The organism is Rhodobacter capsulatus SB 1003 (assembly GCF_000021865.1).
In the GTDB taxonomy this organism is placed as follows: Bacteria; Pseudomonadota; Alphaproteobacteria; order Rhodobacterales; family Rhodobacteraceae; genus Rhodobacter; species Rhodobacter capsulatus_B.
Window position 1 is genome coordinate 1584538 of sequence record NC_014034.1, and the last position, 11903, is coordinate 1596440.

At 68.2% G+C, this 11903-nt stretch carries 11 protein-coding genes; 6 read left to right on the forward strand and 5 right to left on the reverse strand.

The genetic code is table 11. The features are described from left to right. Positions 1-100: 100 nt before the first annotated feature. Positions 101-289 carry a hypothetical protein gene (locus RCAP_RS18905; RefSeq protein ID WP_013067187.1) on the forward strand — a complete coding sequence of 63 codons (189 nt, stop codon included), beginning with the start codon at positions 101-103 and terminating at the stop codon, positions 287-289. A gap of 86 nt (positions 290-375) precedes the next feature. Continuing rightward, entirely contained in the window at positions 376-621 is a 246-nt protein-coding gene (locus tag RCAP_RS07250; RefSeq protein ID WP_013067188.1) for a hypothetical protein, read from the forward strand. Positions 622-788: 167 nt separating this feature from the next. On the opposite strand, the gene RCAP_RS07255 is transcribed toward RCAP_RS07250, so the two are convergent. The 3 genes from RCAP_RS07255 to RCAP_RS07265 form a co-directional block, all read right to left on the reverse strand. Continuing rightward, the gene (locus RCAP_RS07255; RefSeq protein ID WP_013067189.1) at positions 789-1883 is read right to left on the reverse strand and encodes a polysaccharide pyruvyl transferase family protein; all 1095 of its coding nucleotides are present in this window, start codon (positions 1881-1883) and stop codon (positions 789-791) included. A gap of 247 nt (positions 1884-2130) precedes the next feature. Further along, entirely contained in the window at positions 2131-3777 is a 1647-nt protein-coding gene (locus tag RCAP_RS07260) for an FMN-binding glutamate synthase family protein (RefSeq protein WP_013067190.1), read from the reverse strand. Positions 3778-3862: 85 nt separating this feature from the next. Next, a complete protein-coding gene (locus RCAP_RS07265) occupies positions 3863-4786 on the reverse strand; it encodes a LysR family transcriptional regulator (protein ID WP_013067191.1) in 924 nt (307 codons plus the stop codon). Positions 4787-4956: 170 nt separating this feature from the next. Between RCAP_RS07265 and RCAP_RS07270 the strand changes: the two genes are divergently transcribed. Genes RCAP_RS07270 through RCAP_RS07285 form a run of 4 tightly spaced genes read left to right on the forward strand, consistent with a single transcriptional unit; the run spans position 4957 to position 10454 of the window. Beyond that, positions 4957-6240, forward strand: coding sequence for an NAD(P)/FAD-dependent oxidoreductase (locus RCAP_RS07270; RefSeq protein ID WP_013067192.1), 1284 nt, complete (start codon positions 4957-4959; stop codon positions 6238-6240). A 3-nt stretch (positions 6241-6243) separates the two neighbouring features. Continuing rightward, complete coding sequence (locus RCAP_RS18910) at positions 6244-7683, forward strand: hypothetical protein (RefSeq protein ID WP_023911299.1); 1440 nt, start codon at positions 6244-6246, stop codon at positions 7681-7683. 16 nt (positions 7684-7699) lie between these two features. Further along, positions 7700-9211 (forward strand): L-piperidine-6-carboxylate dehydrogenase, encoded by a 1512-nt coding sequence (gene amaB / locus RCAP_RS07280; RefSeq protein WP_013067194.1) that lies wholly within the window; start codon positions 7700-7702, stop codon positions 9209-9211. Between the two features lie 7 nt (positions 9212-9218). After that, the gene (locus RCAP_RS07285; RefSeq protein ID WP_013067195.1) at positions 9219-10454 is read left to right on the forward strand and encodes a pyridoxal phosphate-dependent aminotransferase; all 1236 of its coding nucleotides are present in this window, start codon (positions 9219-9221) and stop codon (positions 10452-10454) included. On the opposite strand, the gene aroQ is transcribed toward RCAP_RS07285, so the two are convergent. After that, positions 10451-10894 (reverse strand): type II 3-dehydroquinate dehydratase, encoded by a 444-nt coding sequence (gene aroQ, locus RCAP_RS07290; RefSeq protein ID WP_013067196.1) that lies wholly within the window; start codon positions 10892-10894, stop codon positions 10451-10453. The genes RCAP_RS07285 and aroQ overlap by 4 nt on opposite strands. Positions 10895-10965: 71 nt before the next feature. Next, entirely contained in the window at positions 10966-11895 is a 930-nt protein-coding gene (locus tag RCAP_RS07295; protein WP_181443871.1) for an AraC family transcriptional regulator, read from the reverse strand. Positions 11896-11903 lie beyond the last annotated feature (8 nt).

The window sequence follows — 11903 nt, forward strand, 5'->3', positions numbered from 1 at the left end:
GAGACCATGGCTGAGAGGCGGGATCAATGTCGTGTCGGTCTATCCACAGACCTATCCCGAGGAAACTGAGGGAAGCTGTGGGCAAATATGGAGGCCGGGTATGGCAACGAACACGGGAAGTGGCTTTCGTCGCGGCGCAGTGACCGGACGGACGCAGTTTCAGCGTGATGACGGCAATTGGCAGAAGCGCGACGAGCGCAATGGCCAGTTCATGGAAGTCAAGCAGAGCGATGGTCCTTTCAAAGGCGTCGCGAAAGAACCTGATGGGCGGGACACGTCCAACTCCTGATCAAGTTGGGGGCGGTTGAGCGCCCCCGGCATCTCTGATGTCAAGCCGATCTGGGGATCCCCAGACCACAATCGAGAGCTAAAGCCGTGCATCTGATCATCGCCACCGAAAGCTTCGCCGACGTGCCCCTGCGCCGCATCCCCGGCGGTTACGAGGCCGTGCTGGCGGGCAAGGCGCTCAAGCGCCTGATCGACGCCACCTTCGAGGGCGCCTCGATCGAAGTCTGGGGCGGCGATCTGAGCGCGCATGGGCTTGACGTGACCGACATCCGCATGGCCGGCGCCACCACCACCGTCACGCTGATGGCGGCGGGCGCGAAGGCGATCCACTGACCGAGATCGGGGGCAGGTGCGCTTGCCCCAGACGTCGAGAAGGCCCAGGCGAAACCATAACCTCGGGCACCAATGAAGAGCCTGATCGACGAACCTGGCCCCCGTCCGCAAGGACGGGGGTCTTTTCCTGTGCGGGCCGTGCCGCGCAAGCGGGCGCCTTTGCCGGATCAGCGATCCGGAAGGCTGCGCCGGTAGGTCAGCCCGTTCGCTTCCAGCAGCTGCGCATAGACGACCCTGTTCTCTTCGCGCCGCTCGACAAAGGCGCCGACCTGCGCGTCGATATCGTCCGGCAGCCTGACCGTGTTGCGATGCGCGTCGAGCAGCAGATCCGGAGTGCCGGTCGGGATCTTCGCGAAATCGATCAGTTCGTGGGTGCGCGAGTCATGCGGCAGCAAGGCCGCCCGCACCCCCGAGTTCAGCGCCAGGATCGCGCCGTGCAGCCGCGTCCCGATCACCCCCGCGCGCGATTTCAGGAACCCCGACCAGTCGTCGATCGAGGTGAAGACCTTGCCATGGGCGCGCAGATAGGCCTCAAGCTCCGCCGCGGTGGATTTGCCATAAAGCTCGGGCAATCCGGCTTTCGTGGCATCGCCCGCCCAGTCGTCGCCCATGCTGCCATCGAACAGGCTGATTTCCAGCCGTTCGGACTGGAAGATGATGTCCATCGAGGCCTTGCCGGCAATCGAGAAGATCGTCCGGTCCAGAGACGGCTTGCGCAGATATTGCGGCGACATCACATAGCGCGTTCCCTGCAGGATCAGATCCTTGCTGGGGGGGGCATCGACGTCTTTCGGCAGGTCCATGTAAAGCGAGGGACAGCCGGTCACCACGGTATTGTGGCAGCCCAGATGCGCCAGCACCTTGCGGGTGAATTCGCCGCGCACCGAGATATGCTTGCAGCGCTCGGTCAGGATTTTCGTCAGATCGATGGCGCCTTGCGACAGCGTGAGGCTGGCGGGATCCGTCCCCGCCGAGGCGGCCTGCGCGCCAAGCCCGATGCAGGTGATCGGAAGCTCGATCCTTTTCAGCAGGCGGACGAGCCCGTCCAGCGCCTCGCCGCGGTCGATCCAGTTCGCCGCGGGCATGATGACATGATCGTATTCCGCGTTGATCTTGTCGGGGTCGAAATTGAAACCGATCCAGGAGATGTCCCCGGCGATATTGCGGTAGGCCGCCTCGGTGAACATGTAATTTCCGGTATTGGTCCGGATCGGAGAGCCGGGCACAGGCTTTCGCCGAATGGTGATCGCAGCAATTTTCATGGTTCAGTCCCTGTTGCCCATTCCTTCACAGAGCCGACATGCAAAACCCGGCAGAGGCCGACGCAGGCCCCGATTGCCTTCAGGGCGATCTGCAGGCAGTGCACCAGGCACTTGTCCATGACCCGCCCCGTTCCATCCCGAAAAGCGGCGATCGGCTTCGGGGGGCTTGCCACGGTCCAACCTCGTCTGTGTCCGTGGTCACTACCCCATCCCCGCGCGTGCTGTCGACAAAATTCTTGACCGCCCGTCAGGAGGCGAACCGGCTTTTCGGCATCCGCAGCGGCTCGAAGGTCTCGGCCGAGGCGCGGTTCCAGCGGTCCAGCCAGGCCTGCAGATCGGGGTGGGTCGAGCCGGTCAGCAAAAAGCCCTCGGGCAGATCCTCGAAGACCTCGTTGCCGTCCTGAAAGGCATTGTCCTTTTCGCGGAACATGAAGTGATAGGGCAGGAATTCGGAGGGATGCGACAGCCCGGCGGCGCCCACCAGTTCCCCCAGCGCCTTGAGCGTGTTGCGGTGAAACCGCGCGACGCGCTGGGTCTTGTCTTCGACATCAAGCGCCTTCATCCGCCGCGGATCCTGCGTCGCGATCCCCGCCGGGCAGCGGTTGGTGTGGCAGGACTGCGCCTGAATGCAGCCGATCGCGAACATGTAGCCGCGCGCCGAATTGCACCAGTCCGCCCCCAGCGCCATCGCCCGCGCGATGTCATAGGCGGAAACGATCTTGCCCGCCGCGCCGATGCGGATGCGGTCCCGCAGCCCGGCCCCACGCAAGAGGTTGTGGACGAAATGCAGCCCTTCCAGCATCGGCATGCCGACGCGGTTGACGAATTCCAAAGGCGCCGCCCCGGTGCCGCCCTCCTTGCCATCGACGACGATGAAATCGGGGGTGATGCCGGTTTCCAGCATCGCCTTGACCAGGCACATGAATTCGCGCCGATGCCCGATGCAGAGCTTGAACCCCACCGGCTTGCCCCCCGACAAGTCGCGCAGCAGCGCGATGAAGGCCATGAATTCCAAGGGCGTCGAAAACGCCGAATGCGCCGCGGGCGAGACGCAGTCGCGCCCCATCGGAATGCCCCGCGCCTCGGCGATCTCGGGCGAGATCTTCGAGGCGGGCAGCATCCCGCCATGGCCGGGCTTGGCGCCCTGGCTCAGCTTGATCTCGATCATCTTGATCTGCGGGTCGCGGGCTTGCGCCGCGAATTTCCCGGGCGAGAAGCTGCCGTCGTCGTTGCGGCAGCCGAAATAGCCCGAAGCCACCTGATAGACCAGATCGCCGCCGCCCGCGCGGTGGTAGCGGCTGATGCCGCCCTCGCCGGTGTCATGGGCAAAGCCGCCCAGTTTCGCGCCGCGGTTCAGCGCCGAGATCGCATTGGCCGAGAGCGCCCCGAAGCTCATCGCCGAGATGTTGTAGACCGAGGCGTCATAGGGCTGGCGGCAGTCCGGCCCGCCGACGCGGACGCGGAAATTCGTGTCCTTGATCGTCTTTGGCACGATCGAATGCGTCAGCCAGTTGAACCCCGAGGCATAGACGGATTCGACCGTGCCGAAGGGGCGCTTGTCCTCGACCCCCTTGGCGCGCTGATAGACAAGAACGCGGGTCTGCCGGCTGAAGGGCACCTCGTCGCGGTCGGATTCAAAGAAATACTGCCGGAATTCGGGGCCGACGCTTTCGATCATGTAGCGCAGATGGCCGATCACCGGATAGTTGCGCAAGATCGCATGGCGGCTCTGGCGCAGGTCGTAAAGGCCGACCAGGCTCAGCCCGGCGGCGATCCCGAAGATCGCCAGCACCCAAAGCTGCGGCACGAAGATCAGCACAAGGCCGGAGATCCCGGTCAGCAACAGGAGCGCAAGAAAGGGGAGGTAACGGATGTTGAGGCGCAGCTTGGGCATGGCGGGCTCGCGGATGAGGGGCATCGCCCAATTTGAAAGCACGGCCCCGGGCACAAGACAAGCAGGCGCTGCGTAAAGATGTCTTTCAACCCGCGCGCCGGGCGGCTTCGGCCGTCTCGGCCGCCTGCGCGACGGCGCACAGCCAGTCGCGGAACGCCGCCAGCGGCGGATGCGGCCCCCGCCCGCGCGGGGCGCACAGATAATAGGCCTCGTCCGAGCGCATCCGCGCCGCGAGCGGCACCACAAGCCGCCCCGAGGCGATCTCGTCCTCGATCAGGAACTCGGGCAAAAGCGCGACGCCCAGCCCCACCATCGCCGCCTGCGCCACGGTGGCGAACTGGTCGAACAGCATCCCGTGCAGCTGCTGCGGCGCCATCCCCGCGCGGTCGAAGAACTTTTCCCAGGCATCCGGCCGCGAGGTCAGATGCAGAAGCGGCGCCGCGCGCAGCTCTTGCAGCGTCGCAAAGCCGTGCCGCGCCGCCAGATCGGGCGAACAGGCGGGCACCACATGTTCGCCGCGCAGCCAGGTGCACTCCGCCCCCGGCCAGTCCGGCACGCCGAAATGGATCGCGGCATCGACCGCCTCGGTGGCGAAATCGAACTGCGTCAGCCGGGTCACCAGGTTCAGCGTGATCCCCGGATGGGCGGCCAGGAAATCGGGCAGCCGCGGCGCCAGCCAGCGCGTTCCGAAGGTGGGCAGGATCGCCAGCGTCAGCGTGCCCCCGCCCGGATTGGCCCGCAGCGTCAGCGAGGCGGTGGAGATCTTTTGCAGCGCCGCCCGGATGTCGCGCGCATAGGCCGCGCCGCCCTGGGTCAGCCGGATCGTCTGCCTTTCGCGGTGGAAAAGCTCGGTGCCCAGCTGCGCCTCCAGCGCCCGGATCTGCCGCGACACCGCGCTTTGCGTCAGCGACAGCTCCGCCGCCGCCGCGGTGATGCTTTGCGTGCGCGCGGCGGTCTCGAAGGCCTGCAACAGCGAGAGCGAGGGCAGAAAACGGCGCGGGGTCTTCATCTTTCCTCCGGTCTGGCCTTTTTGCGGCCTCTCGCCCGGTTTCTCAAGGGTTTTTCGCCCCGGCGCGCGAAAAGGTCATTCCGAAACGGAATGACCTGAGATGTATCGGGAATTGGCCTTGGCGCGCAAAACCGGGCAGGAAGGGGCCGGAACAGCCCCAGGAGGCGCAGATGCGCAACGATCCCCGCTCGCATGGTCTTTGGGAGGTCTCGGCGCCGCCCGCGCCTGCGACGGCGCCGCTGTCCGGTCCGGCCGAGGCCGAGGTGGTGGTGATCGGCGCGGGCTTCACCGGGCTGTCGGCGGCGCTGCATCTGGCCGAGGCGGGCAGATCGGTGATCGTGCTGGAAGCGGAGCAGATCGGCTTTGGCGCCTCGGGGCGCAATGTCGGGCTGGTCAATGCGGGCATGTGGGTGATGCCCGAGGCGATGCCGCGGGCGCTGGGTCCGGTCTGGGGGCCGCGGCTGCTGGAGTTTCTGGGCGCGGCCCCGGCCGAGGTTTTCGCGCTGGTGCGCCGTCACGCGATCGACTGCGAGGCGGTCGCGCATGGCACGCTGCATTGCGCCGTCGGTGCCGCGGGGCTGGCCGAGATCACCGAACGCGCCCGGCAATGGGCGGCGCGGGGCGCCCCGGTCGAGGTGCTGGACGCGGTCGAAACGGCGCGGCGGCTGGGCGGCGGGCGCTATGCGGGGGCGCTGCTGGACCGGCGCGCGGGCACGATCCAGCCGCTGGCCTATGTGCGCGGGCTGGCACGGGCGGCGCTGGCGGCGGGGGCGCGGATCTGCACCGAAAGCCCGGCGGCAAGCGCCAGGCCGCAGGGCGCGGGCTGGTGCGTCACCACGCCCGAGGGCCGGGTGCAGGCGGCGGCGCTGATCGTCGCCACCGACGCCTATACCGGCGCGCTGTTTTCCGGGCTGCGCCGCGAGCAGGTGGGCTTGCCCTATTTCAACATGGCGACGCCGCCCTTGCCCGCGGCGATCTGCGCCGGGCTGCTGCCGGGGGGCGAGGGGTGCTGGGACACGCGCGCGGTGCTCTCGTCCTTTCGCAGGGATGCGGCGGGGCGGCTGGTTTTCGGCTCGGTCGGGCGGCTGGGCCGGGCCGAGGCCGCCATCCACCGCGCCTGGGCGCTGCGCGCAATGCACCGGATCTTTCCGCAACTCCGCGGCATCGGCTTTGAACGCGAATGGTCCGGCCGGATCGGCATGACCGCCGACGCCCTGCCGCGCCTGCATGTGCTGGGGAAAAACGCTGTCGCCATGGCGGGTTACAACGGCCGCGGCATCGCCCCCGGCACCGTCTTCGGCAAGGCTTTGGCCGAGCATGTCCTGGGTCTTCGCCCGCTCGAGGCCATGCCCCTGCCGGTCAGCCCGATCACCCCGGCGTCCTTGCGCCTGGCGCAAGAGGCCGGATACAGCCTTGGCGCGGCGGCGGCGCATCTGCTGGCCTGCCGGATCTGAGGAATGACGATGCCCACGACGCCCCCCCGTTTCCGCCTGTCGACAAGCCCCGAAATCGCGCTTTCTGCCGCCGGAGGGCTGTCGCTTCTGCTGCTTGCCAGCCTTGTTCTGGGCAAGATCGGCGCGGCCTGGCTGCCGGGGGCAGGGGCGCTGCTGACCCTTTCGGCCGCGACCGCCATCGTTCTGGCGCTGTTGCGGCTGCCGCGGGTCTCGCGCATCGCGCAGGTGTTTCTGGCGGGCGCCTTTCTGGCCACGCTGATCGTGGCGCTGGCCCTGCCCAAGGCCCTGCCCGCGATGCAGGCGGCGCTTTTGCAGGGCACCGCCTTTTCCGCCTTTCTGACCGCGCTTGGCCTGATCCGCGCCCCGGTGCGTCGCTCAAGCCTGATCGCCCGCGCCGCCGAGGGGCTTTTCGCCCATTCCGCCCGGGCGCGCGTCTTTGCCGTCTCGCTGGGCGCGCAGGGGATTTCGGTTCTCTTCAACATCGGCACGATCGGGATGATTTCCGACATCGCGCGCAACCATGATGCGGCGCGCAAGGCGGCGGGCAAGCGCGGCATCGACAGCCGCGCGATGACTTTGGCGGCGCTGCGCGGCACGCTTCTGATGACGGTCTGGTCGCCGATCGGGCTTGGTTTCGCCATCGTCACCAGCGCCATCCCGACGCTCGATCCGGTGCGCTTCTTCGCGCTGGCCTTCGGCATCGTCGCCGTCCTGTCGCTTGCCGCCGCGGGCCTTGATGCCGCCGCCACCCCGGTTCCGCCGGGACCGCGCCCGCAGGACCCCGCGCCCGAGGGGGCGGGCCGTGCGCTGGCGCTTGTTCTGGCCGCCATCGCCGGGCTGATCGCGCTGACCCTCGCGGCGCATCGGTTGCTGGACGTCAGCTTCCTGATTGCCGCCTGCCTGGTGCTGCCGCTGCTGGCCGCGCTTTGGCCGCGGCTGGAGCCCGGCCTGCGCAGCCCCGGCCCCGAGGGCGCGCTGACCCGGCTTTCGGCCGCCTCCGAGGGGATGGCGACGGAAAGCACGATATTTCTGGCGGCGGCAGTGATCGGCGCGGCGGTGGCGGCAGCGGCGCAGGCGGCGGGGATCGACGCGCTGATCGCGGGCGGGCAGCTTCCGGCGCTGGGCGTGATCCTGGCCTGCCTTGTCCTGATCCCGGCCGTGGGCGCGGTGATGATCCCGCACACCATCGTGATGATCATGGCGGCCAGCCTTTTCGGTGCCGGGCCGGTCGGCACCGATCACCCCTATGCGCTGGGTCTTGCGCTGCTTTTCGCCTGGGCGCTGGCGATTGCCGCCTCGCCGATCTCGGCGATGTCGATCATCACCGGGCGCGAACTCGGCGTCACGCCGCAGCGTGTCACCTTCGCGCTCAACCTGCGCTTCACCCTGGGACTGATGGCCGCCGCGGCGCTGGTCGTCGGCCTTGTCTATGCCCTTGACTGACCTGAAAGGACGCCCGATGACCCTGCGCGACGAGACCCGGACCCTGCTTTCCCGCCTTGGCGTCGCCGCCGCCGCGTATCAGGGCGGAGCGATGGCCAGCTTCTCGCCGGTGACGGGCGAGCAGATCGGCGCGCTGACCCCCGAGACGCCCGGCACCGTCGCCGCCGCCATCGACCGCGCCGCCGCCGCCTTTCGCAGCTGGCGGCTGGTGCCCGCGCCGAAACGCGGCGAGCTGGTCCGGCTCTGGGCCGAGGAGCTGCGCGCCGCCAAGGCCGATCTGGGCCGTCTGGTCTCGATCGAGGCGGGCAAGACCCTTTCCGAAGGGCTGGGCGAGGTGCAGGAGATGATCGACATCTGCGATTTCGCGGTGGGGCTTTCGCGCCAGCTTTACGGGCTGACCATCGCGACCGAGCGGCCGGGGCATCGGATGATGGAAAGCTGGCATCCGCTGGGCGTCGTCGGCGTGATTTCGGCCTTCAACTTCCCGGTTGCGGTCTGGGCCTGGAACACCGCGCTGGCGCTGGTCTGCGGCGATCCGGTGATCTGGAAACCGTCCGAAAAGACGCCGCTGACCGCGCTGGCCGCGCAGGCGGTGCTGACCCATGCGATCACCCGTTTCGGCGCCGCGCCCGAGGGGCTGGCGCAGCTCTTGATCGGCGGGCCGGAGATCGGCGCCGCGCTGGTCGAAAGCCCGAAAGTGGCGCTGATTTCCGCCACCGGCTCGACCCGGATGGGGAGGATCGTCGGCCCGAAGGTGGCGGCGCGGTTCGGCCGCTCGATCCTGGAACTGGGGGGCAACAATGCGGGCATCGTCTGTGCCTCGGCCGATCTCGACATGACCCTGCGCGCGGTGGCCTTTGGCGCCATGGGCACGGCCGGGCAGCGCTGCACCACGCTGCGGCGCCTTTTCGTGCAGGACAGCATCTACGAGGCGCTGGTGTCGCGGCTGATGCGGGCCTATGCCTCGGTTTCGGTCGGCAACCCCCTGGAAACGCAGGCGCTTGTCGGCCCGCTTATTGACCGCGCCGCCTTTGACGCGATGCAGGCGGCGCTGGATGCTGCCCGCGCCGCCGGGGGCGTCGTGCATGGCGGCACCCGGGTTGCCTGTGGCCCCGACACGGCCTTTTACGTCCGCCCGGCCTTGGTCGAGATGCAGGCGCAGATCGGCCCGGTGCTGGAGGAAACCTTCGCGCCGATCCTTTATGTGATGCGCTTCTCGACCCTCGAGGCGGTGATCGAGGAGCACAACGCCGTCGCGGCGGGGCTGTCCTCGTCGATCTTCACGCTGGATCTGCGCGAAATGGAGCTGTTCCTTTCGGCGGCCGGGTCGGATTGCGGCATTGCGAATGTCAACATCGGCACCTCCGGCGCCGAGATCGGCGGCGCCTTTGGCGGCGAAAAGGAGACCGGCGGCGGGCGCGAAAGCGGCTCGGACGCCTGGAAGGGCTACATGCGCCGCGCCACCAACACCATCAACTATTCCCGCGCGCTGCCCCTGGCGCAGGGCGTGGTTTTCGACATCGCATGAGGATCGGATGACCCTGCAAGACCAGACCGCCGCCGCCTTCCGCCCGGCTGACCGCATCGCCAGGCTTGGCGTCTCCGAAATCCTGCAGATCGGCGCCAAGGCCGCGGCGATGCAGCGCGCCGGGCGGCCGGTGATCATCCTGGGCGCGGGCGAGCCCGATTTCGACACGCCCTCGCATGTCAAACAGGCCGCCGCCGAAGCGATGGCGCGGGGCGAGACGAAATACACCGCGCTGGACGGCACCCCGGCGCTGAAAGCGGCGATTGTCGAAAAGTTCAGGCGCGAGAATGGTTTGGACTACACAGTTGCGGAAATCACCGTGGCCGCCGGGGCCAAGCAGGTGCTTTACAATGCGATGATGGCGACGCTCGATCCGGGCGACGAGGTGATCATCCCGACCCCGTGCTGGACATCGTATTTCGACATCGTGCGCATCGCGGGCGGCGTGCCGGTCGCCGTGCCCTGCGACGGCGCGCAGGGCTTCAAGCTGTCGCCTGACGCGCTCTCTGCCGCGATCACGCCGAAGACGCGCTGGGTCATGCTCAATTCGCCCTCGAACCCGACCGGCGCGGCCTATGCAGAGGCCGATTACCGCCCGCTGCTCGACGTGCTTCTGGCCCATCCGCAGGTCTGGCTGCTGGTGGACGACATGTATGAGCACATCTGTTACGAGGGGTTTCGTTTCACCACCCCCGCCGCGCTGGAGCCGCGGCTGAAGGGGCGGATCCTGACGGTGAACGGCGTCTCGAAAGCCTATGCGATGACCGGCTGGCGGATCGGCTATGCCGGGGGCCCCGAGGCGCTGATCAAGGCGATGGCGGTGGTGCAAAGCCAGTCAACCTCTTGCCCCTCCTCGATTTCGCAGGCCGCAGCGCTGGCGGCGCTGAACGGGCCGCAGGATCTGCTGGCGGCCCGCGCCGCCGATTTCCAGCGCCGCCGCGATCTGGTGGTGGCGGGGCTGAACGCCATTCCCGGCATCACCTGCCGGGTGCCGGAAGGGGCCTTCTACACCTTTGCCGATTGTTCCGGCCTCATTGGCGCGACCACGCCCGAGGGGGGCACGATCACCACCGACCGCGAGTTCTGCGCCTGGCTGCTCGAAACCGCCGAGGTGGCGATGGTGCCCGGCGCGGCCTTTGGCCTCTCGCCCTATTTCCGCATCTCTTACGCGACCTCCGAGGCCGAGCTGCGCGAAGCCCTGGCGCGGATCAGCGCCGCCTGTGCCCGGCTGCGCCCCGCCTAAGCCTTTGACAGCAGCGAACAGGCCCGGCGCAGGCAGAGCTCGTAGCCCTCGGTGCCAAAGCCCGCCATCACGCCATCGGCCCGGCCCGAGACATAGCTGTGATGGCGGAAGGGCTCGCGCTTGTGCACGTTCGAGATGTGGCATTCGAACACCAGCCCGTCATAGGCGTTCAGCGCGTCAAGGATCGCGACCGAAGTATGGGTGAAGGCGCCCGGGTTGATGATGATCGCGGCGGCTTCCTCGCGGGCGCGATGGATCGTGTCGATGATCACGCCCTCATGGTTCGACTGAAAGAACGCCACCGTGACCCCAAGGCTTTCGGCCAGCGCCCGGCAACGGGCCTCGACATCGGCCAGCGTCTCGGCGCCGTAGATGTCCGGCTGGCGCTTGCCCAGAAGGTTCAGGTTCGGGCCGTTCAGGATGAAGATGGTGTGCGACACGGGCGGTCTCCTGCGATTTGCGCCAAACTAGCCCGCGGCGGGGGCAAGGGCCACCGAAAACCGGCCCGGCGTCAGTTCGGGGCAGGGCGGCTGGGCGCCTCGCCGGTCCAGCTGCGCCAGGCCCGCCAGAACACCGTGCCATCGGCATAGCCAAGCGCCTGCGCCACCGCCTCGACCGAAAGGCCGCGTTCGCGCAAGAGCACCTCGGCCCGGCGCTGCCGCTGCCGACGCAAAAGCCCGCTCAGGCTTTGCCCCTCCTCGGCCAGCCGCCGTTGCAGGCTGCGCGGCGCCATCCGCAACGCCGTCGCGATGGTCGGCAGATCGATCGGCCGCACGCCGAGATAGAGGTCGATCAGCGCCTCGACCTGCGTCGCAAGGCTTTCGGACCGGCCCGCATCGGCGGTCAGATCCTGCAGATGCCGCTCGATAAGCGCGATCATGTCCGGGTCCTCGGCACGATGCACCCGGTCGGCCCCGGCGGCGGAAAAGACGATGGCATTGACGGGCTGGGAATGGCGCACCGGCGCGCGAAACAGCGCCTCAAGCCGCGGCTTCTCGGCGATCGGCGGATGGGTGAAGCGGATCTCCAGCGGCCGCCAGCGCGGATCAAAGGCGCCGCGGATCAGCCGACAGACGGCGGCCAGACTGAATTCCGTATCCTGCCGCGAGGCGATCAGCACCGGCGCCGTCAGCCGGTAGGTGAAGACCAGCTGGTCCTCCTCCTCGGTCAGGCTGGATTGGGTGGCGCTTTGCAGCGCCCCCGACCAGCGCGCAAAGGCGGTCAGCGCGCCGCGGATCGTGCCCGCCTGCACCGCGCGCAGCCCGATGGGCGCCAGATTGCCCGGCCGCATCCCGAAGCCCAAGCGTGCGCCAAAGAGCGGATCCCCTGCCAACTCCGCCGCAGCCTCGAAAATCGAGAGATAACTTTGCAAGGGAATCGCTTCGTAAGGGTCGGCCAGCACCTCGGGCGAGAGCTGTTCACGGGAAAGCAGAGTTTTCAACTTGCCCG

Coding starts and splice junctions, on each gene's coding strand:
- RCAP_RS18905 (WP_013067187.1), top strand. CDS start 101: ATGGCAACGAACACGGGAAGTGGCTTTCGTCGCGGCGCAGTGACCGGA.
- RCAP_RS07255 (WP_013067189.1), bottom strand. CDS start 1,883: ATGAAAATTGCTGCGATCACCATTCGGCGAAAGCCTGTGCCCGGCTCT.
- RCAP_RS07260 (WP_013067190.1), bottom strand. CDS start 3,777: ATGCCCAAGCTGCGCCTCAACATCCGTTACCTCCCCTTTCTTGCGCTC.
- RCAP_RS07265 (WP_013067191.1), bottom strand. CDS start 4,786: ATGAAGACCCCGCGCCGTTTTCTGCCCTCGCTCTCGCTGTTGCAGGCC.
- RCAP_RS07270 (WP_013067192.1), top strand. CDS start 4,957: ATGCGCAACGATCCCCGCTCGCATGGTCTTTGGGAGGTCTCGGCGCCG.
- RCAP_RS18910 (WP_023911299.1), top strand. CDS start 6,244: ATGACGATGCCCACGACGCCCCCCCGTTTCCGCCTGTCGACAAGCCCC.
- amaB (WP_013067194.1), top strand. CDS start 7,700: ATGACCCTGCGCGACGAGACCCGGACCCTGCTTTCCCGCCTTGGCGTC.
- RCAP_RS07285 (WP_013067195.1), top strand. CDS start 9,219: ATGACCCTGCAAGACCAGACCGCCGCCGCCTTCCGCCCGGCTGACCGC.